General features: G+C 65.5%; 20 protein-coding genes. 17 read left to right on the top strand and 3 right to left on the bottom strand.

From position 1 onward, the window contains the following. The first annotated feature begins 43 nt into the window (after positions 1–43). From acnD to ACHWUQ_RS17795, 10 genes are all read left to right on the top strand, one after another. Positions 44–2,683: a Fe/S-dependent 2-methylisocitrate dehydratase AcnD gene (gene acnD / locus ACHWUQ_RS17840; RefSeq protein ID WP_394681934.1), complete on the top strand. Its 2,640-nt coding sequence runs from the start codon at positions 44–46 to the stop codon at positions 2,681–2,683. A gap of 25 nt (positions 2,684–2,708) precedes the next feature. Further along, complete coding sequence (gene prpF, locus ACHWUQ_RS17835) at positions 2,709–3,908, top strand: 2-methylaconitate cis-trans isomerase PrpF (RefSeq protein WP_394681933.1); 1,200 nt, start codon at positions 2,709–2,711, stop codon at positions 3,906–3,908. A gap of 15 nt (positions 3,909–3,923) precedes the next feature. Then, positions 3,924–4,784, top strand: a complete 861-nt coding sequence (locus ACHWUQ_RS17830; protein WP_394681932.1) for an oxaloacetate decarboxylase — start codon at positions 3,924–3,926, stop codon at positions 4,782–4,784. A gap of 130 nt (positions 4,785–4,914) precedes the next feature. Beyond that, entirely contained in the window at positions 4,915–5,604 is a 690-nt protein-coding gene (locus ACHWUQ_RS17825; protein WP_394681931.1) for a response regulator, read from the top strand. Positions 5,605–5,674: 70 nt separating this feature from the next. Further along, on the top strand, positions 5,675–6,520 hold the full coding sequence (locus ACHWUQ_RS17820; RefSeq protein ID WP_394681930.1) for a hypothetical protein: 846 nt from the start codon (positions 5,675–5,677) through the stop codon (positions 6,518–6,520). A 13-nt stretch (positions 6,521–6,533) separates the two neighbouring features. Beyond that, positions 6,534–7,598: a PAS domain-containing protein gene (locus ACHWUQ_RS17815; protein ID WP_394681929.1), complete on the top strand. Its 1,065-nt coding sequence runs from the start codon at positions 6,534–6,536 to the stop codon at positions 7,596–7,598. 132 nt (positions 7,599–7,730) lie between these two features. Next, positions 7,731–8,327 (top strand): GbsR/MarR family transcriptional regulator, encoded by a 597-nt coding sequence (locus ACHWUQ_RS17810; RefSeq protein WP_394681928.1) that lies wholly within the window; start codon positions 7,731–7,733, stop codon positions 8,325–8,327. Positions 8,328–8,337: 10 nt separating this feature from the next. Continuing rightward, positions 8,338–9,780 (top strand): efflux transporter outer membrane subunit, encoded by a 1,443-nt coding sequence (locus ACHWUQ_RS17805; protein WP_394681927.1) that lies wholly within the window; start codon positions 8,338–8,340, stop codon positions 9,778–9,780. A 10-nt stretch (positions 9,781–9,790) separates the two neighbouring features. Beyond that, positions 9,791–10,975, top strand: a complete 1,185-nt coding sequence (locus ACHWUQ_RS17800; protein ID WP_394681926.1) for an efflux RND transporter periplasmic adaptor subunit — start codon at positions 9,791–9,793, stop codon at positions 10,973–10,975. Beyond that, complete coding sequence (locus ACHWUQ_RS17795; RefSeq protein WP_394681925.1) at positions 10,972–14,055, top strand: efflux RND transporter permease subunit; 3,084 nt, start codon at positions 10,972–10,974, stop codon at positions 14,053–14,055. Before ACHWUQ_RS17800 ends, ACHWUQ_RS17795 begins: the two co-directional genes overlap by 4 nt. Before the next feature lie 165 nt (positions 14,056–14,220). Here the strand turns inward: ACHWUQ_RS17795 and ACHWUQ_RS17790 are convergent, their stop codons facing one another. Both ACHWUQ_RS17790 and ACHWUQ_RS17785 read right to left on the bottom strand, forming a co-directional pair. Further along, entirely contained in the window at positions 14,221–14,457 is a 237-nt protein-coding gene (locus ACHWUQ_RS17790; protein WP_394681924.1) for a hypothetical protein, read from the bottom strand. Positions 14,458–14,596: 139 nt separating this feature from the next. Beyond that, entirely contained in the window at positions 14,597–14,851 is a 255-nt protein-coding gene (locus ACHWUQ_RS17785; RefSeq protein WP_239812421.1) for a hypothetical protein, read from the bottom strand. Positions 14,852–15,084: 233 nt separating this feature from the next. Between ACHWUQ_RS17785 and ACHWUQ_RS17780 the strand changes: the two genes are divergently transcribed. After that, positions 15,085–15,387, top strand: a complete 303-nt coding sequence (locus ACHWUQ_RS17780) for a YqjD family protein (protein WP_239812420.1) — start codon at positions 15,085–15,087, stop codon at positions 15,385–15,387. A gap of 168 nt (positions 15,388–15,555) precedes the next feature. On the opposite strand, the gene ACHWUQ_RS17775 is transcribed toward ACHWUQ_RS17780, so the two are convergent. Next, positions 15,556–16,089 carry a hypothetical protein gene (locus ACHWUQ_RS17775; RefSeq protein ID WP_394681923.1) on the bottom strand — a complete coding sequence of 178 codons (534 nt, stop codon included), beginning with the start codon at positions 16,087–16,089 and terminating at the stop codon, positions 15,556–15,558. Positions 16,090–16,351: 262 nt separating this feature from the next. On the opposite strand from ACHWUQ_RS17775, the gene ACHWUQ_RS17770 reads away from it, so the two are divergent. The 6 genes from ACHWUQ_RS17770 to ACHWUQ_RS17745 all read left to right on the top strand — a co-directional run bounded on the left by ACHWUQ_RS17770 (position 16,352) and on the right by ACHWUQ_RS17745 (position 21,594). Continuing rightward, complete coding sequence (locus ACHWUQ_RS17770; protein WP_312461919.1) at positions 16,352–17,470, top strand: 4-oxalomesaconate tautomerase; 1,119 nt, start codon at positions 16,352–16,354, stop codon at positions 17,468–17,470. A gap of 69 nt (positions 17,471–17,539) precedes the next feature. Beyond that, positions 17,540–18,568 (top strand): amidohydrolase family protein, encoded by a 1,029-nt coding sequence (locus ACHWUQ_RS17765; protein WP_394681922.1) that lies wholly within the window; start codon positions 17,540–17,542, stop codon positions 18,566–18,568. Between the two features lie 29 nt (positions 18,569–18,597). Next, the gene (gene ligK / locus ACHWUQ_RS17760; protein WP_239812416.1) at positions 18,598–19,281 is read left to right on the top strand and encodes a 4-carboxy-4-hydroxy-2-oxoadipate aldolase/oxaloacetate decarboxylase; all 684 of its coding nucleotides are present in this window, start codon (positions 18,598–18,600) and stop codon (positions 19,279–19,281) included. Between the two features lie 10 nt (positions 19,282–19,291). Continuing rightward, positions 19,292–20,212, top strand: a complete 921-nt coding sequence (locus ACHWUQ_RS17755) for an amidohydrolase family protein (RefSeq protein ID WP_394681921.1) — start codon at positions 19,292–19,294, stop codon at positions 20,210–20,212. A 76-nt stretch (positions 20,213–20,288) separates the two neighbouring features. Then, entirely contained in the window at positions 20,289–20,726 is a 438-nt protein-coding gene (gene ligA, locus ACHWUQ_RS17750; protein WP_239812414.1) for a protocatechuate 4,5-dioxygenase subunit alpha, read from the top strand. Position 20,727: 1 nt separating this feature from the next. Further along, positions 20,728–21,594, top strand: coding sequence for a class III extradiol dioxygenase subunit beta (locus ACHWUQ_RS17745; protein WP_239812413.1), 867 nt, complete (start codon positions 20,728–20,730; stop codon positions 21,592–21,594). The last annotated feature ends 33 nt before the right edge of the window (positions 21,595–21,627 follow it).

Below are 21,627 nucleotides of genomic sequence, written 5' to 3'. Positions count from 1 at the left end.
GCGACACCGTGCGGGTGGCCTGCCCGCCGGTTTGCACTGCCCCATGAACACCGATTACAGACAAGCACTGGCCGGCACCGGCCTGGATTATTTTGATGCGCAGGCGGCAGTCGATGCGCTGGCGCCCGGCGCCTGGGCGCGCCTGCCGTACACGGCGCGGGTGCATGCCGAAAACCTGGTGCGCCGCGCCGACCCGGCCCAGTTGCCGGACTACCTGCGCCAGCTGATCGAGCGCAGGCGCGACATCGACTTTCCCTGGTTTCCGGTACGCGTGGTCTGCCATGACATCCTGGGCCAGACCGCCTTGGTGGACCTGGCGGGCCTGCGCGATGCGATTGCCCAGGCGGGCGGTGACCCGGCCGCCGTCAACCCGGTGGTGCCGGTGCAGCTGATCGTGGACCATTCGCTGGCCGTGGAATGCGGCGGGTTTGACCCCGAGGCCTTTGAGAAGAACCGCGCGATCGAAGACCGCCGCAACGAGGACCGCTTCCATTTCATCGAATGGAGCAAGAAGGCCTTTGCGAACGTGGACGTGATCCCGGCGGGCAACGGCATCATGCATCAGATCAATCTGGAGAAAATGTCGCCGGTGGTCTATGTGCAGCATGGTGTGGCCTTTCCTGATACCTGCGTGGGTACGGACAGCCATACCCCGCATGTGGATGCGCTGGGCGTGATTGCGGTGGGCGTGGGCGGCCTGGAGGCCGAGAACGTGATGCTGGGACGGGCCTCGTGGATGCGCTTGCCCGACATTGTCGGCGTGGCCTTGAGCGGCCGGCCCCAGCCGGGCATCACCGCGACCGACATCGTGCTGGCGCTGACGGAGTTTTTGCGCCAGCAAAAGGTGGTGGGCGCTTATGTGGAGTTTTATGGCGAGGGTGCGCGCAGCCTCTCGATTGGCGACCGCGCCACCATCGCCAATATGTGCCCGGAGTACGGCGCCACTGCCGCGCTGTTTGCGGTGGATGAGCAGACCTTGGCCTACCTGCGGCTGACCGGCCGCGATGAAAAGCAGGTGCAGCTGGTCGAGACCTATGCCAGGACCGCCGGCTTCTGGGCTGACAGCCTGGCCCAGGTGAGCTACGAGCGGGTGCTGCAATTTGACCTGTCGACCGTGGTGCGCAATATGGCCGGCCCCTCCAACCCGCACCGCCGCCTGCCGACCTCGCAGCTGGCCGAGCGCGGCATTGCCGGCGCCCAGCCCCTGGCGCTGGCGCGCGCACAGGAGGCGCAGGGCCTGCTGCCCGATGGCGCCGTCATCATCGCCGCCATCACCAGCTGCACCAACACCAGCAATCCGCGCAATGTGATGGCCGCGGCGCTGTTGGCGCGCAATGCGCGGCGCCTGGGCCTCGTGCGCAAGCCCTGGGTGAAGACCTCGCTCGCGCCCGGCTCCAAGGCGGTGGAGCTGTACCTGCAAGAGGCTGGGCTGCTGGAAGACCTGGAGGCGCTGGGCTTTGGCATTGTCGCCTTTGCCTGCACCACCTGCAATGGCATGAGCGGCGCGCTCGATCCCCGCATCCAGCAGGAGATCATCGATCGCGACCTGTATGCCACGGCCGTGCTCTCGGGCAACCGCAATTTCGATGGGCGCATCCACCCCTATGCCAAGCAGGCTTTCCTTGCGTCGCCCCCGCTGGTGGTGGCCTATGCGATTGCGGGCACGGTGCGCTTTGATATCGAGAAGGATGTGCTGGGCATCGTCGATGGGCGGGAGATCCGTCTGCAAGACCTCTGGCCCAGCGACGCAGAGATCGATGCCGTGGCGGCCCAGGCCGTGAAGCCAGCGCAGTACCGTGCGGTCTACGAGCCCATGTTTGCGCTGCGCGTGGACGATGGCGAGCAGGCCGAGGCGCAGTATGCCTGGCGCCCCCAGTCCACCTATATCCGCCGGCCGCCGTATTGGGACACCGAAGGTGTGGGCGCGCTGGCCGCGCATCCGCGCAGCCTGCAGGGCATGCGGCCGCTGGCGCTGCTGCCGGACAACATCACCACCGACCACCTCTCGCCCTCCAATGCCATTCTGGCCAGCTCGGCCGCTGGGGAGTACCTGGCCAAGATGGGCCTGCCCGAAGAGGACTTCAACTCCTACGCCACCCACCGGGGCGACCACCTGACGGCGATGCGCGCCACCTTTGCCAACCCCCAGCTTGTCAACGAGATGGCCGTGGTCGATGGTCAGGTGCAAAAGGGCTCGCTGGCCCGCATTGAGCCTGAGGGCCGGGTGGTGCGCATGTGGGAGGCGATGGAGACCTATCTGGCGCGCCGCCAGCCGCTGATCATCATTGCCGGCGCCGACTACGGCCAGGGCTCCAGCCGCGACTGGGCCGCCAAGGGCGTGCGACTGGCGGGGGTGGAGACGGTGGTGGCGGAGGGCTTTGAGCGCATCCACCGCACCAACCTGATCGGCATGGGCGTGCTGCCTTTGGAGTTCAAGCCCGGCACCACGCGCAAGACGCTGCAACTGGATGGCACGGAGACCTATGATGTGGAAGGTGAACGCACACCGCTGGCCACGCTGAGCCTGGTGGTCCGGCGCCGCAATGGCCAGATTGACCGCGTGCCGGTGACCTGCCGCCTGGATACCGGCGAGGAGGTGTCTGTCTACGAGGCAGGCGGTGTGCTGCAGCGCTTTGCGCAGGATTTTCTGGCATCCCGCGCTGTGCAAGCCGCCCCGGTGTGAATGCCCAGTTTTTTTCTGAACGACCATGACAACCCTGACCGCCCATCCTCCCCAGATCAAGATTCCCTCCATCTATATGAGGGGTGGCACCAGCAAGGGGGTGTTCTTCCATGTGCCGGATTTGCCGCTGCCCGCGCAGCAGCCCGGCGCGGCGCGCGATGCCATCTTGCTGCGCACCCTGGGCAGCCCCGACCCCTATGGCAAGCAGATCGATGGCATGGGCAATGCGTCGTCCAGCACCAGCAAGGCGGTGCTGCTGGCCAGGAGCACGCAGCCGGACCATGATGTGGACTACCTCTTTGGCCAGGTCGCTATCGACAAGCCCTTTGTGGACTGGAGCGGCAACTGCGGCAACCTGTCGGCCGCCGTCGGCCCTTGCGCGATCGCGATGGGCTTGATCGACCCGGCCCGCATCCCGCAGGACGGCGTTTGCACGGTGCGCATCTGGCAGGCCAATATTGGCAAGACCATCATTGCCCAGGTTCCCATCCGCAACGGAGAGGTGCAGGAGACCGGCGATTTTGAGCTGGATGGCGTGAGCTTTCCTGCCGCCGAGGTGCAGCTGGCCTTTATCGACCCCGCCGACGAGGGCGAGGATGGCGGCGCGATGTTCCCCACCGGCCAGCTGGTGGACCGGCTCGATGTGCCCGGGGTTGGCAGCTTTGCCGCCACCTTGATCAACGCGGGCATTCCGACGATCTTTCTGAATGCGCACGACCTGGGCTACAGCGGCCGGGAGCTGCAGAGCGATATAAACGGCGATGCCCAGGCCCTGGCGCGGCTGGAGACCATTCGTGCCTATGGTGCGCTGAAGATGGGCCTGATCCAGGACCTGGCCGAGGCCGCCAGCCGCCAGCACACACCGAAGATTGCCTTTGTGGCGCCTCCGGCCAGCTACACGGCATCGAGCGGCAAGGCGGTGGAGGCCCAGGATGTGGACTTGCTGGTGCGGGCGCTGTCGATGGGCCAGCTGCACCACGCGATGATGGGCACGGCAGCGGTGGCGATTGGCACCGCAGCGGCGGTGCCGGGCACCTTGGTCAATCTGGCCGCTGGCGGGGGCGAGCGCAACGCGGTGCGCTTTGGCCACCCCTCGGGCAGCCTGCGGGTGGGGGCGGAGGCACGCTTGCAGGATGGCCAGTGGGTGGTGGCCAAGGCGCTGATGAGCCGCAGCGCACGCATTCTGATGGAAGGCACCGTGCGGGTGCCAGGCGATTGTTTTTGAACAGGGGACTGTGGAATGGATACCAAGCAATGGCTGAAAGACATGGTGGCGGCCCGCCGGGGCGTGCTGGTGCCGGGGGCCTTCAATGCGCTGTCGGCCAAGGTGATCGAGGACCTGGGCTTTGAGGCCATCTATGTGACCGGGGCGGGCGTGACCAATATGTGGTTTGGCATGCCAGACCAGGGCTTTATGGGGCTGGCCGAGATCGCCGACCACACGGCGCGCATCCGCGACACGGTCAGCCTGCCCTTGCTGGTCGATGCCGATACCGGCTTTGGCAATGCGCTCAACGTCTACCACACGGTGCGCACCCTGGAGCGCGCCGGTGCGGATTGCATCCAGCTGGAGGACCAGGTGGCGCCCAAGCGCTGCGGACATTTCAACGGCAAGGAGGTGATCTCCACCGAAGAGGCGGTGAGCAAGATCAAGGCCGCCGTTGATGCCCGGCGCGATCCGAACCTGCTGGTCATGGCGCGCACCGATGCGGCGGCCACCCATGGTTTTGAGGCGGCCGTGGAGCGTGCCCAGCGCTTTGCCGAAGCCGGGGCCGATATTCTGTTTGTGGAGGCCGTCACCACGGCCGAAGAGATCCGCGCGCTGCCGACCCGGCTGGCCACCCCGCAGCTGATGAACATGGTGATTGGCGGCAAGACCCCTATTTTTGATGCGGAGCAGCTGGGCGAACTGGGCTACGGCATCGTGCTCTATGCCAATGCGGCGCTGCAGGGCGCTGTGGCTGGCATGCAGAAAACGTTGACCGTGCTGCGCGACGAGAAGGCGGTGCAGGAATCCAGCGGTTGGGTGGCGACCTTTGCCGAGCGCCAGCGCCTGGTGGGCAAGCCCGCCTGGGATGCGCTGGAGAAGCGCTTTACCTGATAGCTCCATGCTGGCCGCTGCCATGCGGTGGTCGTGAAACTGTCATGGCGCTGAAATTCACCATTTTCAGTGAGGGGCAAGGGCCTGGGCTTGCGGAATAATTGCAGCACTTGGAATATGAACGGACCCCATGCCCACCCAGATGCTCACCGCCGATCTCGCACTGCCCGCACCGGTACTGGTGGTGGAGGACAACCCGCTGGTGCGCAACCGGCTGCAGGGCCTGCTGCAGCAACTGGGCTACAGCAGCGATGCGCTGGTGATGACCGGATCGCTGGCCGAAGCGCGCGCTTACCTGGCGGGCGAGGCGCACACGGTATCGCTGGTGCTGGTGGACCTGGGCCTGCCCGATGGCAGCGGTGTGGAGTTGATTGAAGAGCTGCATGCCCAGGCGCCCAACCTGCCGATGCTGGTGGTATCGGCCTGGAGCACGCAGGAGATGATCTGGGCCGCGTTGCGCGCTGGCGCCGTGGGCTATGTGCTCAAGGAGCGCGATGACATGGAAATGGCCATGGCCTTGCGCAGCGTGCTGCGCGGCGGCGCGCCCATCGACCCCTTTATTGCGCGGCGCATCATTGAGGAGCTGCCGCTGCAAGCCCCGCCTGCCGTGCAGGCGGCAGATGACCCCGGCCTGAGCGCCCGTGAGCACACCATCCTGCAGCTGGTGGTCGAAGGCCTGAGCAACCGCGAGATTGCCGAGCGGCTGTTTTTGTCGCGCTACACGGTGGAGTCGCACATCAAGAATGTCTACCGCAAGCTGTCGGTGTCCTCGCGCACCCAGGCGGCGCAGGAAGCGCGCCGGCGCCGCCTGGTGGATTGAGCCGCGCAGCGCTCAGCCCTGTCTCGCTGTCCCCGTAATCGCCCGCCCATCCGATCTGGAGTGACTGACCGTGCCCCACACTTATTTTGATCCGCCTTTGCTGATTCGAGACGGCATGGGCACAGGGGTCGATACGCAGACGACGCCTTATGTCTGCAATATCGACGGCATGCCCCAATTCAACGAAGCACTTCCTGCAGGCGTCAAGGAGCTGCAGCCTGTGGCCGGCAGTCCGGTGGCCGGCACTCCGGTGGCCGGCACCCCGGTGGCCGGGACGCTTGAGCCTTCCTGGGGGCGCGGTTACCAGGTCAGTGGCACGCATAGCCAGCCGCCGACAAAATTTGGTGAGGAGACCAAGCTGGAGTTGCTCGCCACCGAGGTGGTGTACGAGCCGCTGTGGGCCACGCGGGACGCAGCAGCTGCCTTTGGCATCACGTTGATCGAGCCGGGGCAGGGGCTGCGCATGCAAAGCCCGATCCGCCATCTGGAGAACACCCCGTTCGAGTACGGCATGTTTGCCGGTCAGCAGTGCCCCTATCTGGACGAGGCGCACCGCAACCAGCTGCAGCCCACGGTATGCACTGATCTGGAGCACCATGATTTTCCGCATGTGTTCTCTTCGGTGGATCCCCAGCTTCCGCTGGTGATTTCGGTCGGGCGCTATTGGCCGCAGCGGGCTAAAATCTTTCTCGCCGATCTTTGGGTGCCGCAAGGCATGGCCCTGTACATTCCGCCCAGGCCCAGAAATCCCCATGCGGCCTATATCGATCTGCACGGCAATCGCAATTCCGCGCTGGCCTGTTGGCGGGGTGGCACGCAAACCAGCGTGCAGACCCTGACCTTGCTGCCCAAGGACAGTGGCTACTTCTACTGGTTCTGGAATGCATTGCCGACGGTTCACCCTTTGTTGAAGTAACGCTGACACCTCTATGCTCGATACGCAGCCCCGTCTACGCACCCTGGAGCCTGACACCCACAACGGTCTCTACCAGACGCTGCTGGAGTCCACCTTGGCGATTCCGTTCCGCATCGATTGGGCGAGCAAAAAGTACACCTATGTGGGGCCGCAGATCGAGGCGCTGCTGGGCTGGACCCAGGACAGCTGGCAGACGGTGAACGACTGGGCCGAGCGCATCCACCCCGACGAGCGCGACACCACGGTCAACCGCTGCGTGGAACTGTGTCTGGCAGGGGTTGACCATGAAGCCGAGTACCGGGCATTGACCAGCGATGGCAACTTTGTCTGGGTGCGCGAGGTGGTGCATGTGCTTTGCGATGCGCAGGGCGAGACCACGGGGCTGATCGGTTTCACCTTTGACATCAGCGAGCAGAAGAAGGCCGAGCAACTGCGCGCCGAGCTGGATGCGCAAAAGCTGTCGAATGCGCGCCTGCAGGAGCGCCTGAACCTGACCCATGACCTGCATGACGGACTGGGCGGCTCCTTGGTACACATGATTGCCGCCGTGGAGCAGGGCGGCGATGGCGGCCTGACCCGGCCGCAGGTGCTGTCCATGCTCAAGCACATCCGCGATGACCTGCGCCAGACCATCGACAGCAATTCTTCGGCCCAGGTGCGCGTGCCTGGCTCTCCGCAGGAATGGCTGGCACCGCTGCGCCACCGCTTTGCCAACCTGTTCGATGCACTCGACATCCGCTGCGACTGGCAGTACGCGCCCGCCTGGCGCACGCCGCCCGATGCGCTGCAGTACCTGGCGATGACGCGCCTGGTCGAGGAGGCGCTCACCAATGTGATCAAGCACAGCCAGGCGCGCCATGTGCGCCTGTCCTTCCTGCAGCCCGAGGCTGACGACCTGGTGCTGGAGATCGAGGACGATGGCGTAGGCTTTGATGTGGCTGCGGTGGATGCCTCGGGTCTGGGCATTGGCATGCGCTCGATGGCCGTGCGTATGGGCCGGGTCGGCGGTGTGCTGGAGATCGATTCCGAGCCGGGACGCACCCTGCTGACCGCGCGGCTGGCTTTGCGCCAGTCCTGACGCTCCGAACGCAAGGGCCGTTTACCTCGGCCTCTTTTTCCAATCCAGCGTTACTTTTGAAAACCAGGGTCAACCCGAATTCGTTTATATTGTTCAGCGGTGACTGAACAATATGAATGAAGGATGGTGGCTGTGACCCAGCAGGACAAGGCGAAAGCGGCGTTGGAGGCGCGCGAGCTGTTCATCGAGCGCAATGCGATCCAGGCGGAGACCAGCGGTCTGCCCCGGATCGCGGGGCGCCTGATCGGCATTTTTTTGCTCGATGGCGGGCCCATCAGCTTTGCCGAGCTGGCCGAGCGCATGCAGGCCAGCCGGGCCAGCGTGAGCACCAATACCCGTCTGCTGGAGCGCCTGGGCATCATTGAGCGGGTGGCGATGCGCGGTGAGCGGCAGGATTTTTTCAGTCTGCGCGCCAACCCCTTCTTGATTGTGCTGGAGCAGAGCATTGCCGATTGCCAGCGCTTTACGACCTATGTGGACGAGTTGCTGGCAGCCAGCCCATTGCCTGCTGACGCCACTGCGCGCTTGCAGCAGGCGCAGGATTTCCATGCGGTGACGGCCCAGACCTTGCAGGAGCTGCTGGCCAAGCTGGCTGAGCGGCAAACGCAGAAGGCCACCCGAGCGGTGCCGGCCAAGCGGAAGGCAGGGGCTCCTGCCTCAGCCCCTGGGGCAGCACCGAAAGCGCGCAAAGCGCGCAGCACTGCAGCCCGCCGCACCACCAAAGACTGAGGCCCCTGCAATGAAACACGTTCTATGGGCGGCAGCGCCGCTGTGCCTGGCGGCTTTGTCGGGCTGCTCCTCGGTGCCCGATGCGCGCGCGCCGGCCCCGGTGGTGGCCGCGCAGTTTTCGGTCGCGCCTGCTGCGGCCGGCCCCCAGGCTGTGCAGGCCGCGCCGCAACTCGATACCTGGTGGACCTTGTTCGAGCAGCCGCTGCTCAACCGCCTGGTGGACCAGGCCTTGGCCGCCAGCACCGAGGTGCGCATGGGCCTGGCACGGGTGCGCGAGGCCCGGGCGCTGCGCGAAGCCGCGCTGAGGCAGTACCAGCCCCAAGGGGGGCTGCGTGCCAGTGGCGACCACCGCAACGTGCAGCGCCTGGGCGGTGCTGCGGCGGGCGGCGCCGGCCTGGGCCGGCAAAGCAGCGCCGGGCTGGACTTTCAGGTGTCCTGGGAGCTCGATGTGCTGGGCCGGGGCGATGCGCTGGCGCGCCAGGCCGATGGCGACTACGGCGCGGCGCTCTATGGCGCCTATGGCGAGCGCGCCACCTTGGTCGCCGAAGTGGCGCGCAGCCTGTTTGAGGCGCAGCGCCTGACCGCCGCGCTGGCCGATGCGCAGGCGACGATCACCATCCAGACGCGGCTGCAGCAGGTGCTGGCGCGCAAGCTCGAGCGTGGCCTGGTGGCGCTGGCCGATGTGGCGCGGGTCGATGCCAGCTTGCTGGCGGCCCAGGCCAATGCGCTGGTGCTGCAGTCGCAGCTGGATGCCGCACGCCGCGCGTTGCTGGTGCTGGTGGGGCAGGGCGACCAGCCCTTGTCCGCGCTGGTGCTCGATGACAGCCAGACCCAGGCGCCAGCGCTGCCGCAGGCCTTGCCGGCGGATTTGCTGGCACGGCGCCCCGATGTGCTGCAGGCCCAGGCCCAGATGGATGCGGCCGCTGGCGGGCTGGAGCTGTCGCGCCTGGCGCTGCTGCCCAGCATCACGTTGACCCCCGGGCTGGGGCTGAACTGGCAAAAGCAGGGCGCGTCGCTCAGCACCGGGCTGTGGTCGCTGGCAGGCAATGTGGCCATGCCGGTGCTGGACCGGCCGCGTTTGCTGGCCAATGCCCGCGCCCAGGGCGCCCGGGCCGAGCAGGCGGTGATTGCCTATGAGCAGGTGGTGCAGCGCGCGTTCTCCGAAACGGACCAGGCGCTGCTGCGCATGGCGCCGGACCGGCAAAGGCTGCAGGTGCTGGCGCAGGCCGAGGCACGCGCGCAGACCGCCTATGAAGCGGCACGCAAAGGCTATGAGGCCGGTTTTTTTGACCTGGTCGTGGTGCTCGATGCCGAGCAGGTCTACCGCGACTCACGCGGGGGCCTGACCCAGGCGCGCGCCGAGGCGCTGGCGCATGCGGTGCAGGTGTTCCAGGCGCTGGGCGGCGGTTGGCCCCGGGATGCGCTGGGCGCCGACACACAGAAGACGAATTGAGAGGGATGCAATGCGGCAATCAAAGAAAAGCGGATGGCGTGTGGGTGTGAGGCTGGGCCTGGGGTCGGTCGCGCTGCTGGGGCTGGTGGCCTGCTCCGACGGCAGTGCAAACAAAGCCCCCAAGCCGGTGGCCGAGGTGGTGCGCACGGTGAGCGTGGCGCAGGTGGAGCTGCGGCCCATGGGCGGGGTGCAGCAGGCATCGGGCCTCTTGGTGGCGCGCGAAGAAATTGCCATTGGCCCGGAGCTGGGTGGCTACCGCGTGGCGGCATTGCTGGCCGATGAGGGCGATACGGTGCGCGCCGGCCAAGCGCTGGCGCGGCTGGACGATGGCCTGCTGCAGGCCAAGATCGCCCAGGCGCAGGCCAGCCTGGTGCAGGCCCGGGCGCAGGCCAAGCAGGCCCAGGCCGAATCGGCGCGGGTCGAAGGGCTGGACGGCCAGGGCGTGCTGTCGGACGAGCAGATCCAGCAGCGCCGCACGGCCGCAGCCAGTGCCACTGCGAATGCCGATGTGGCCGCTGCCAACCTGGCCGGGCTGCGCGTGGAGGCCGAGCGCATGGTGCTGCGCGCGCCGGTGGCCGGTGTGGTACTGCAGCGCAATGTGCGCCGTGGCGATGTGGCCAGCCCCGGCGGCGAGGCCATGTTCCGCCTGGCGCGGGACGGCATGGTGGAGCTGGCCGCCGAGGTGCCCGAGGACCAGGTGGACCGCATCCAGCCCGGCGACAAGGTGGACGTGGCGCTGGCATCAGGCGTGGAGCTGGAAGGGAAGGTGCGCCTGCTGTCGCGCCGCGTGGACGACAAGACCAAGCTGGCCCAGGTGCGCGTGGTACTGCCGGTGCGGGCCGATCTGCGCCCGGGCGGCTTTGCGCAGGCGCGTTTTGCGCAGGCCGCGGCCCCGGTGGCGGCGGTGCCGGAAAAAGCCATCCACTTTGAAGCCGGTGGCCCGCAACTGGCCACCATCGATGCGGACAGCCGCATCCGCAAGCTGCCGGTGAGCCTGGGCGCCCGCGCCCAGGGCTGGGTGGCCTTGCGCGATGGCCCACCGGTGGGCACCCGCCTGGCCTTGGGTGGCGGCGCCTTTGTGCTGGATGGCGACCGGGTACAGGTCAGCACAGCAGCCGAGCCGGCGGCTAAGCCCGCTGCAGCGCCAGCCGCTCAGGCCGCAGGCAGTGCTGCAGCGGCCGGAGGCCAGCCATGAAGCTGCGTATCTCCGCCTGGTCCATCCAGAACCCGATCCCCGTGGTGGTGCTGTTCATCGCCATCATGGTGGCCGGCCTGATGGCCTACCGGGTCATGCCGATCAAGCTCTACCCGGATGTGTCCTTTCCGATCGTGCAGGTGGCCGTCGCCTTGCCCAGCGCGGCGGCCACCGAGGTGGAAACCCAGGTCACCCGGGTCGTGGAAGACGGCGTGGCCAATGTGGCCCGGGTCAAGCATGTGATCTCTACCGTCACCCAGGGCATGTCCCTGACCGTGGTGGAGTTCGAGATCGGGCTGGACCCGCAGCGGGCTGTGGACGAGGTGCGGGCCACCATTGACCGGGTGCGTGCCAACCTGCCAGCCAGCATCGAGCCGCCGATTGTGGAGCGGCTGGATTTTGATGCGCTGCCGTTGCTGACCTATGCGGTTGCAGCGCCGGGCATGGACGATGTGGAACTGAACTGGTTCATCGAGGATGTGGTGGCGCGCAAGCTGGTGGCCCAGCCAGGGGTGGGCCAGGTCACCCAGGTGGGCGGTGTGGCGCGTGATATCACGGTGACTCTGGACCCCGCCCGTTTGCAGGCGCTGGGCCTGACGGCCGTGGCCGTGAACGATGCGCTGCGCGCCCACAACCTGGATGCATCGGGCGGCCGCACGCAGATTGGCGCGCAGGAGCAGCAGGTGCGTATCCTCGCTGCTGCCCCCTCGGTGCAGGAGCTCGAGCAGCTGGTGATTGCCACGCGCGATGGCCGCCATCTGCGGCTGGGCGATGTGGCCACGGTGGCCAGCGGCGCCAGCGACCGGCGCGGCTTTGCGGCCTTGAATGGCGAGGCGGTGGTGGGTTTTCAGGTGATGAAGACCAAGGCCGCATCGGATGTGGATGTGGAGAGGGCGGTGGCCAAGGCGGTGGCGGCCCTGGCCAAGGAGCAGCCGGGTGTCTCCTTCCAGCTGGTGTCGTCGGGCGCCAAGAACACCCGCGAGAGCTTTGATGCCACGGTCGCGACCTTGCTCGAAGGCATGCTGCTGGCGGCGGTGGTCGTCTTCATGTTCTTGCGCGACTGGCGCGCGACGGTGATTGCCGCCGTGGCCATGCCGATCTCGCTGATCCCGACGTTTGCGGTGATCCACTGGCTGGGCTATTCGCTCAACATGCTGTCCTTGCTGGCGCTGACCCTGGTGATCGGCGTGCTGGTCGATGACGCCATCGTCGAGGTGGAGAACATCCAGAAGCGGGTGCAGGCGGGGGCATCGCCCTGGCGTGCCGCCATGGAAGGGGCGGACGCCATTGGTCTGGCGGTGGTGGCCACCACATTGGCGATTGCCGTGGTGTTTTTGCCGGTGGCATTCATGGGCGGCTATGCCGGGCCGTACTTCCGCGAGTTCGGGGTGACGGTGGCCGTGTCGGTGATGTTCTCGCTGCTGGTGGCGCGCCTCTTGTCGCCGCTGATGTGCGCCTATCTGCTCAAGCCCTCGGCGCAGCCCCATCCGCACAAGCCCTTTGTGGGCCGCTACCGCCGGCTGCTGGAATGGGCGCTGGCGCACCGCTGGCTGTCGCTGGCGGCCGGTGTGCTGATCTTTGTCGGCTCGCTGATGCTGGCCTCGCTGTTGCCCACCGGCTTTGCGCCCAAGGGCGATGGCGGCACGGTGCAGATCAGCCTGCAAGGCCCGCCGGGCGCCACCACCGAGGACATGCGCACCTCGGCCGCCAGCCTGACCCGCTTGCTGCGCCAGCAAGGTGATGTGCAGGATGTGTTTGTCAGCGTGGGCAGCAGCCAGCGCGATGGCGATCCGCGCAAGGGCTCGGTGATTGTGCAGCTGAAGTCGCCGCGCTCGATGACGACCAAGGCCTTCCAGGACCATATGCGGCCCTTGCTGCTGCAGGTGCCGGATGTGCGGCTGAGCTACAGCGAAAGCGAAGGCGGCGGCACGCAGAACTTGCAGGTGATCCTGGGCGGCCACGATGGCGAGCTGCTGCGGCGCACGGCCGCAGATGCTGAGCGGCAGCTGCGCAGCCTGCCGATGCTGGCCAATGTGCACCAGGTGGCGCCCAACCCCGGCCCCGAGCTGGTAATACGGCTCAAGCCCGATGCAGCCGCCCGCCTGGGCGTGACCCCCGATGTGGTGGCCGAGGTGGCACGCATGGCCAGCCTGGGCGATCTGGATGCGACGGCATCCAAGTTCAACACCGGGCGCCAGCGCCTGTCGGTGCGGGTGCGCCTGCCGCAGGATGCGCTGCGCGATCTGGACAGCATTGGCGCGCTGCGGGTGCCCACGGGGCAGGGTGGCACGGTGCCCCTGTCGGCGGTGGCGGACATGCATTTCCAGGTGGGCGAATCGCACATCGACCGCTTTGACCGCGAGCGCCGCATCACCTTGGAGGCGGAGGTCAATGGCGTGTCGCTGGGCCAGGCCAATGCGGCCGTGGATGCGCTGCCGTTCCTGAAGAACCTGCCCGCAGGGGTATCGCGCCCGCTGTATGGCGATGCCGAGGGCATGCAGGAGCTGTTTGCCAGCTTTGGCCTGGCCATCATGGCGGGGGTGGGGCTGATCTTTGGCGTGCTGATCCTGCTGTTCCGCAGTTTTGTCAAACCGGTGGTCATCCTGGCGGCGCTGCCGCTGTCACTGGCAGGCGCCTTTTTGGCCTTGCTGGCAACGGGTGGGGAGCTGAACCTGCCGGTGCTGATTGGCTTGCTGATGCTGATGGGCCTGGCGGCCAAGAACTCAATCCTGCTGGTGGAGCATGCGGTAGAGGCCGAGCGCATGGGCAAGAGCCAGACGGAGGCCTTGCTGGAAGCCGCGCATGAGCGCACCCGGCCGATCATCATGACGACGATTGCGATGGCCATGGGCATGCTGCCGACGGCGCTGGGCGTGAGCAGCGGTTCGGAGTTCCGCCAGCCGCTGGCCGTCGCCGTCATCGGCGGGCTGGTGTCGTCAACGGCGCTGTCACTGGTGCTGGTGCCGGTGGTCTACGCGGTGATGGATGATTTCGAGAACTGGCTGCGGCCCAAGCTGGCCCGCTGGGTGACTCTGCCGAGCGCCCAGGAACAGCAAGAGACGCTGCAGACCGGCGCATGAACGGGGGGCGCCTGCGCTGGATCTCTCATCGCCATGCCGGGCGGCAGGGACGCAGACCGGGAGGGCGCCCCATCATGCCCGGTCTGCGGGGGCGGGTGTGCAGTGCGGTGCCCGTGCGTGGCGATGGCTCGGGCAATAAAAAGCCCGCTTGAAGCGGGCGGCGTCTCAGGAGCCTGTGTCCTTCCAGTGGGGGACCGTTATGGGGCTGGTGAGTTGGTCAATCTTGGCATCAATCAGCATCATCTTGGCGTGCTCAGGCGTACCTTCCTGTGGATTGCGCATCAAGAGACGGGCGCCCTCAGCTTTGAGCTGGTCTAGGTACTCGTCTCTGGCGGCATCCTCTTGCTTTCGTTGCAACACGGCATACCTTCCTGTCAGCGCCACGTACATGGGCACTAACATGGTTAGGTTAACCGTTATGCAGGAATTGTCCTATAGGGTTTGGCAATAAATCTATATTGTTACCGCTTGATGCCTGTTTTCGCATGCGCTTGATTGCAGGGCAGTGCCTCTTTGAAGCTTCATTCTCTCCTCTGAAGCTCTAGGCAGTGGGTTTTTTGCTGCCCTTGGGACGCCCGTCAGCAGCCCGCTCATCGGTGTCCACCAAACCGTCTTTCAGGTCTTGGTGGGCCTGTTCGATCGGCGGGGAAGGCTCGGGATTCACCTCTCCGACAGACTGGTCCCGTTCATGGGGCATCTTCGCGTGGACCCCCGGATCCTGGGGATGCTGCTTGCGGGTGGTGTTGATCTGGGTCTCTTCACTGGGCGGGGGGTTCTTCAGTTCTTTGTCTTTCATAGGTCCTCCAACAGCGGGGCCGCTGTGCCACCATCGTCACCCATCAGCCTTCCTGCCCCTGTAGGAAAACCTATCTCAGTCCATGTACGGCAATGCGGCAACTGTATCTGGCGCTGCGTTGTGCTGCGGTCAGCACATGCAGGCGGGCCGCATTCCTACATGGCCGGTGCATGGCTTTGGATAAGGTAATGACCGAAGCACGTTGTGGACGTGCGCACAAGAAAGGAAAAAGCATGTTCTTCAAAAAGCACCAGGTCAGCCTGTCGGATGTAAAGGGCGATGTCGACAAGCTGGTGGACGATGTGCGGTCGCTGCTGTCGGTCAAGGAGCTCGACGCGATCCCTGAAATCAAGCGCATCCGTGAGCGCATGGACGAAGGGATGGGGATCGCCAAGGATTCGGCCGCCCGCGCGATTGCCCAGACCAAACACACCGCTGCCTGCACGGACAAATATGCGCATGATGAGCCCTGGCGGTTTGCAGGCGCGGCCCTGGCCATCGGGGTGGTGCTGGGCTATGCAGTCTGCCGGCGCTAGATCGGTAGGCAGTGATCGGACGGAGGCCATTGCGCTTCCCTGCGTGTAGAACAAAGGCCTCTGGCCGATGCCCTCTTCAAGGGGTGCATCAGCCAGGGGCTTTGGTTTTCTTTCACATGGTCATCTGATCCATCGCGCCCATACCATCGCAGCCGCGCGGCCGCTGCATCAGCGTGCGGGCGGCGGCAGCGGTGCTGCGTTGTCCAGCGGCGCCTGCGGAGGTGTCTGCATGGGTGCCAACGTGGAGTCGGTCGAGACCGCAGGAGGCGCTTCCACCTGGCGAATGCGTGCATCTTGCTGCGCGCGCAGGTAGGCCTGTTCCGCGTCTCGCTTGCAAACCTTCACTGCCTCTCCGCGCATGTCGTTGCAGCGTTCATGGGCGACGCGGTAGTCCGCCTGGGCCCGGGCGAGCCTCACCTGGTATTCGTGCTCGGCGCCCCCTTGCAGCTTCAGATCGCGCTCGGCCTGCGCCACGCGCCGGCTGCCCTTGGCATCTTCTTCGCATATCTCACGCATATTGCCCTGCAGCGTGCGGCAGTGCGCCATCGTCTGCTCATACTGCAACGCGATGCGCTGGGTTTCTGCACGGGCCTCTTCGGCGCTCATCGCCGAGACGCTGGTGGCCGTGGTCAGTGCTGCGGCCGTGATCGCCAAGGTGCCAGCCCTCAGGAAAATGGCGGTGTTCAAACGGTGGATAAACATGGTTCCGATGCTATCGGCGCGGTCTGCACCGCATTGAAGGTGCCCGCTTGCAGCGCCCGTAGGACGGGACAGTATTCATGGCCGCGCCGCAGCCAAGACGCGCAAAGCACCTGCCGGCGCCCGATGGCAGCGTGTTCTGGTGCGGCCCCGGGGCTTGGCTTAGATATGCTCAGAGGTTATAGCTGCTAGGCGGGCGCGTACGTGGCTCTTTGGCATGTCTCTCTCCAGAATGGATGGCACGAGACCACACCGGGAGAAATGCATGCCAACGGCCATTCCATGTCTGCTGATGCGAGGCGGCACCTCCAAGGGGCCGTTCTTCAACGCCGCCCATCTGCCCGACGATGTGGCCACCCGCGACCGCGTGCTGCTGGCCGCGCTGGGCTCGCCCGACCGCAGGCAGATCGATGGCCTGGGCGGGGCGCATCCGCTGAGCAGCAAGATCGGCATCGTCAGCCTGTCGACGCAGCCCGGGGTGGATCTGGAATTTCTGTTTGCCCAGGTGCAGCCCGACCAGGATGCCGTCGATACCCGCCCCAATTGCGGCAACATGCTGGCCGCAGCGGTGCCATTTGCGCTGGAGACCGGCATGCTGCAGCCCCGCGGCGATCGCGCCACCTACTGCGTGCTGAGCCGCAATACCGGCATGCGTACAGAGATCACGGTTCCGCTGGACAAGGGCCAGCTCGCCGAGCTTGGTGATGCGCATATCGATGGCGTGCCCGGCAGCGCAGCACCGATCGAGGTCCGTTTTCTGGAGACGGCCGGCTCGGTCTGCAAGCGCTTGCTGCCGACCGGCAATCCGCGCGACCGCTTCAACGTCCGGGGTGCGGGGTTTGCGCCGTTCATTCTCGATGCGACCTGTATCGACAACGGCATGCCACTGGTCATCTTCGAGGCTGCCCATGTCGGCGCGACCGGCTATGAGACGGTCGCCGAGCTGGATGCCCACATGGATCTGCGCCGCCGGGTGGAAGCGCTGCGCCTGCAGGCCGCCGTCGCGATGGGCCTGGGCGATGTGAGCGCCAAGAGCTATCCCAAGATGACGATGATCGCGCCGCCCCGCCATGGTGGCGCGCTGACCACCCGCAGCTTCATTCCCCATGTTTGCCACGAGAGCATTGGCGTATTGGCCGCCGTTACCGTTGCCACGGCCATCACCTTGCCCGGTACGGTCTGCGACGGACTGGCGGTGCGCTGTCCAGGTCCTGGCACCGAGCGGCTGTCGATCGAGCATCCCTCCGGGGCGCTGGCGATGAACCTCAGCGATGCAGCGGCGCAGAACCCCGCGTTGCCGAAGGTGGCCCTGCTGCGCACGGCCCGCGTGCTGATGCGCGGCGAGGTGATGGTGCCCAGCACCGTCTGGAAAGGGCCCGCATGAGGCGGCTCGCACCGGGCGCCGCCGAACGGCCCGCGCCTACACCCCCCTACACGCAAGGAGACATTCCGCATGATCATTGATGTACATGGCCATTACACCACTGCACCGGCAGCCTTGGGCCAGTGGCGCGATCTGCAGATGGCCGGCCTGCGGGACCCGCGCAAGGCACCTGCCGCCACCGATCTGCGCATCAGCGACGACGAAATCCGCGAGACGATCGAGAACAACCAGCTCAGGCTGATGCGGGAGCGGGGGCTGGACCTGACCGTTTTCAGTCCACGTGCCAGCTTCATGGCCCACCACATCGGGGATTTCGACACCTCGAGCGCCTGGGCCGAGGTCTGCAATGAGCTGTGCTTTCGCGTCAGCGAACTGTTCCCCGAGCACTTCGTGCCTGCCGCGATGCTGCCGCAGTCTCCCGGCGTCGATCCGCGCAGCTGCATCACCGAGCTGGTCCGCTGCGTCGAGCACTACGGCAATGTGGCGATCAACCTGAACCCAGATCCCTCCGGCGGGCACTGGACGGCCCCGCCGCTGTCCGACCGCTTCTGGTACCCGATCTACGAAAAGATGGTGGAGTACGACATTCCTGCGATGGTGCATGTCTCCACCAGTTGCAACGCCTGCTTTCACACCACTGGCGCCCATTACCTGAATGCCGACACCACGGCTTTCATGCAGTGCCTGAACAGCGCATTGTTCCAGGACTTTCCGACGCTGCGGTTCGTGATTCCCCATGGCGGCGGGGCCGTGCCCTACCACTGGGGGCGGTTTCGGGGTTTGGCGCAGGCGCTGAACACGCCACCGCTGGAGACCCATCTGCTGAACAACCTGTTTTTCGATACCTGCGTTTACCACCAGGCCGGCATTGACCTGCTGACCCGTGTCATTCCGACGAAGAACATCTTGTTTGCCAGCGAGATGGTCGGCGCGGTGCGCGGCATGGATCCGCTGACCGGCCACCACTTCGACGACACCAAACGCTATATCGAGGCCACGCCTTACCTCAGTGAGGAAGACCGTCGCCTGGTGTACGAGGGCAACGCGCGCCGCGTGTTTCCGCGTCTGGATGCCGTACTTCGCAACCAAGGGCGGTAAAGCGCCCGCCCACAGACAAGGAAATGCTTATGTATGAACTCGGCGTTGTGTACCGCCATATCCAGCGTGCGGATCGTGCGGCTGCCGACGGGCTGGCCTGTTTGGGATCGGCTACCGTGCACGAGGCCTTGGGGCGGGTGGGGCTGCTGCAGCCAGCGCTGCGCCCCATCGCAACGGGTCAGCAAGTTTCCGGGACGGCCGTCACCGTGTTGCTGCAGCCGGGCGACAACTGGATGCTGCATGTCGCCGCCGAGCAAATCCAGCCTGGCGACATCGTCGTAGCGGCGGTGACCTCCCCATGCAGCGATGGCTATTTTGGCGATCTGCTGGCCACCAGCTTCCAGGCGCGCGGCGCGCGGGGCCTGGTCATTGACGCGGGGGTGCGCGATACCAAGACCTTGCAGGACATGGGCTTTCCTGTTTGGAGCCGCACCGTGTCGTCCAAGGGCACGATCAAGGCGACGTTAGGCTCCGTCAATATCCCGATTGTGTGTGCCGGCATGTGGGTGACCCCTGGGGATGTGATCGTGGCCGATGACGATGGAGTGGTCTGCGTCCCTGCGGACAGGGCCGTTACCACGTTGGAGACCGGCTTGGAGCGTGAGCGGCTCGAGCGCAGCAAACGGGCCCAGCTCGCTGCCGGGGTACTGGGTCTGGACCTGTACCAGATGCGCGGCCCGCTGGCCGGCTCCGGCTTGCGCTACATCGACTGAGGAGCGCAGCATGCAGTCACTCCCCCCTAAAACCCCCGGCTGGCTGGACTGGCATCCCAAGCCCGCGAAGCCGCGCTTGGTATTGCCGCCAGGTGCGGTGGATGCGCATTGCCATGTGTTTGGCCCGGCGGCAGAGTTCCCCTTTGCCGCAGAGCGCAAGTACACCCCTTGCGACGCGAGCAAGCAGCAGCTTTTTGCGTTGCGCGACCATCTGGGCTTCTCGCGCAATGTGATCGTGCAAGCCACCTGCCATGGTGCGGACAACCGGGCGATGGTCGATGCCTGCAAGGCCTCGGAAGGCAGGGCCCGGGGCGTGGCCACGGTAAGGCGGGACGTCAGCGACCGGGAGCTGGAAGCGCTGCACCTGGCCGGCGTGCGGGGCGTGCGCTTCAATTTTGTCAAAAGGCTGGTGGACGTGACGCCGCAGGATGAGTTGCAGGAGATTGCCGAGCGCATCGCTGACCTGGGCTGGCATGTGGTGGTCTATTTTGAAGCGGAAGACCTGCGAGATTTGTGGCACTTCTTCAGCCGCCTGCCCACCCCTGTAGTGGTCGACCACATGGGGCGGCCCGATGTCAGCCAGCCCGCGCATGGGCCCGAGTTCGGTCTGTTTCTGCAACTGATGCAGGCGCATGACAACGTCTGGTGCAAGGTCAGCTGCCCGGAGCGGCTGTCGCTGACGGGCCCGCAGGCGCTGCAGGGTGAACAGCGCGCCTACCAGGATGTCGTGCCTTTTGCGCGCCGGGTGGTCGAGGCCTTTCCCACCCGCGTGCTTTGGGGCACGGACTGGCCGCATCCCAACCTGAAGGACCACATGCCCGATGACGGTCTGCTGGTGGATTTCATCAGCCAGATCGCCCCCACGCCCGCCCTGCGGCAGCAGTTGCTGGTGGACAACCCGCTGCGCTTGTATTGGCCCGAGGACGCGTAAATCCAGAGATGCAATTGTCTTGGGTTGGCTGCCTCCGTGCAGGCCAGGAATCAATAACAAACTTGGAAAGATAAATATGGCATTGGAAAAACCCTATCTCGATGTGCCCGGCACCGTTATTTTTGATGCCGACCAGTCACGCAAAGGGTACTGGCTCAACCAGTTTTGCATGTCTTTGATGAAGCCTGAAAACCGCGCGCGTTTCAAAGCGGACGAGCGCGCCTATCTGGAAGAATGGGAGATGAGCGAGGAGCAGAGGCAGGCGGTGATGGCCCGGGACCTGAACTGGTGCATACGCACCGGGGGCAATATCTATTTCCTCGCCAAGATTGGCGCCACCGACGGCAAGAGCTTTCAGCAGATGGCCGGATCCATGACGGGGATGAGCGAGGAGGCCTACCGCGCGATGATGGTGGCCGGTGGTCGGTCGGTGGAGGGGAACCGGTTCATGCATGAGGCAGCGGGCACACCCGCCCAGACCACAGGCGCAGGCGCCGGCAAGGAGGGTGTCTGACATGGCACGCATCAGCGCATCGGTATTTACGTCGCACGTGCCCGCCATTGGCGTGGCCATCGACCAGGGCAAGACCCAGGAGGCTTATTGGCAGCCGCTTTTCAAAGGCTATGAATACTCGCGCCAGTGGATGCGCGATAACCGGCCCGATGTCATTTTTCTGATTTACAACGACCACGCCACGGCTTTCAGCCTGGATCTCATTCCCACCTTTGCGATAGGGACCGGGGCCGAGTACTTCCCCGCCGATGAAGGCTGGGGGCCGCGCCGCGTGCCCAAGGTGGTGGGGCATCCCCAGTTGGCATCCCATATTGCGCAGTCGGTGATCCAGCAGGACTTTGACCTGACCATCGTCAACCAACTGGACGTGGACCATGGGCTGACGGTTCCGCTGTCTTTGATGTGCGGAGAGCAGCCGGTGGACGGAGCCTGGCCTTGTCCGGTGATTCCCTTTGCGGTGAATGTGGTGCAGTACCCGGTGCCTTCGGGCCAACGCTGCTTCAACCTGGGCCGTTCGATCCGCAAAGCCGTGGAGAGCTTTGACGAGGACCTCAATGTTCAGATCTGGGGGACGGGAGGCATGAGCCACCAACTGCAAGGTGCACGCGCGGGGCTGATCAACCAGGAATGGGACAACTGCTTTCTGGACCAGCTCGTCCATCACCCTGCGACCTTGGCCAAGGTACCCCATATCGACTATGTACGTGAAGCAGGCTCGGAAGGCATCGAGCTGGTCATGTGGCTGATTGCGCGGGGTGCCATGGCGGATGTCGATGACCCGGCGAGAACGCCGACGGTCAAACACCGCTTCTACCACGTGCCGGCCTCCAACACCGCTGTGGGTCACCTGATTCTAGAGAACGGTTGAAAAACACTTATGCCGCTGATTTTCGGTATGTAT

This window comes from uncultured Comamonas sp. (assembly GCF_964277875.1).
GTDB lineage: Bacteria > Pseudomonadota > Gammaproteobacteria > Burkholderiales > Burkholderiaceae_C > Comamonas > Comamonas sediminis.
The sequence above is the reverse complement of the archived record's forward strand: the minus strand, read 5'-3'. Positions and strand labels throughout refer to the sequence as shown.

Coding starts and splice junctions, on each gene's coding strand:
- ACHWUQ_RS17770 (WP_312461919.1), top strand. CDS start 16,352: ATGCCAACGGCCATTCCATGTCTGCTGATGCGAGGCGGCACCTCCAAG.
- ACHWUQ_RS17815 (WP_394681929.1), top strand. CDS start 6,534: ATGCTCGATACGCAGCCCCGTCTACGCACCCTGGAGCCTGACACCCAC.
- acnD (WP_394681934.1), top strand. CDS start 44: ATGAACACCGATTACAGACAAGCACTGGCCGGCACCGGCCTGGATTAT.
- ACHWUQ_RS17765 (WP_394681922.1), top strand. CDS start 17,540: ATGATCATTGATGTACATGGCCATTACACCACTGCACCGGCAGCCTTG.
- ACHWUQ_RS17830 (WP_394681932.1), top strand. CDS start 3,924: ATGGATACCAAGCAATGGCTGAAAGACATGGTGGCGGCCCGCCGGGGC.
- ligA (WP_239812414.1), top strand. CDS start 20,289: ATGGCATTGGAAAAACCCTATCTCGATGTGCCCGGCACCGTTATTTTT.
- ACHWUQ_RS17825 (WP_394681931.1), top strand. CDS start 4,915: ATGCCCACCCAGATGCTCACCGCCGATCTCGCACTGCCCGCACCGGTA.
- ACHWUQ_RS17805 (WP_394681927.1), top strand. CDS start 8,338: ATGAAACACGTTCTATGGGCGGCAGCGCCGCTGTGCCTGGCGGCTTTG.
- prpF (WP_394681933.1), top strand. CDS start 2,709: ATGACAACCCTGACCGCCCATCCTCCCCAGATCAAGATTCCCTCCATC.
- ACHWUQ_RS17780 (WP_239812420.1), top strand. CDS start 15,085: ATGTTCTTCAAAAAGCACCAGGTCAGCCTGTCGGATGTAAAGGGCGAT.
- ACHWUQ_RS17800 (WP_394681926.1), top strand. CDS start 9,791: ATGCGGCAATCAAAGAAAAGCGGATGGCGTGTGGGTGTGAGGCTGGGC.
- ACHWUQ_RS17745 (WP_239812413.1), top strand. CDS start 20,728: ATGGCACGCATCAGCGCATCGGTATTTACGTCGCACGTGCCCGCCATT.
- ACHWUQ_RS17775 (WP_394681923.1), bottom strand. CDS start 16,089: ATGTTTATCCACCGTTTGAACACCGCCATTTTCCTGAGGGCTGGCACC.
- ACHWUQ_RS17755 (WP_394681921.1), top strand. CDS start 19,292: ATGCAGTCACTCCCCCCTAAAACCCCCGGCTGGCTGGACTGGCATCCC.
- ligK (WP_239812416.1), top strand. CDS start 18,598: ATGTATGAACTCGGCGTTGTGTACCGCCATATCCAGCGTGCGGATCGT.
- ACHWUQ_RS17795 (WP_394681925.1), top strand. CDS start 10,972: ATGAAGCTGCGTATCTCCGCCTGGTCCATCCAGAACCCGATCCCCGTG.
- ACHWUQ_RS17785 (WP_239812421.1), bottom strand. CDS start 14,851: ATGAAAGACAAAGAACTGAAGAACCCCCCGCCCAGTGAAGAGACCCAG.
- ACHWUQ_RS17790 (WP_394681924.1), bottom strand. CDS start 14,457: ATGTTAGTGCCCATGTACGTGGCGCTGACAGGAAGGTATGCCGTGTTG.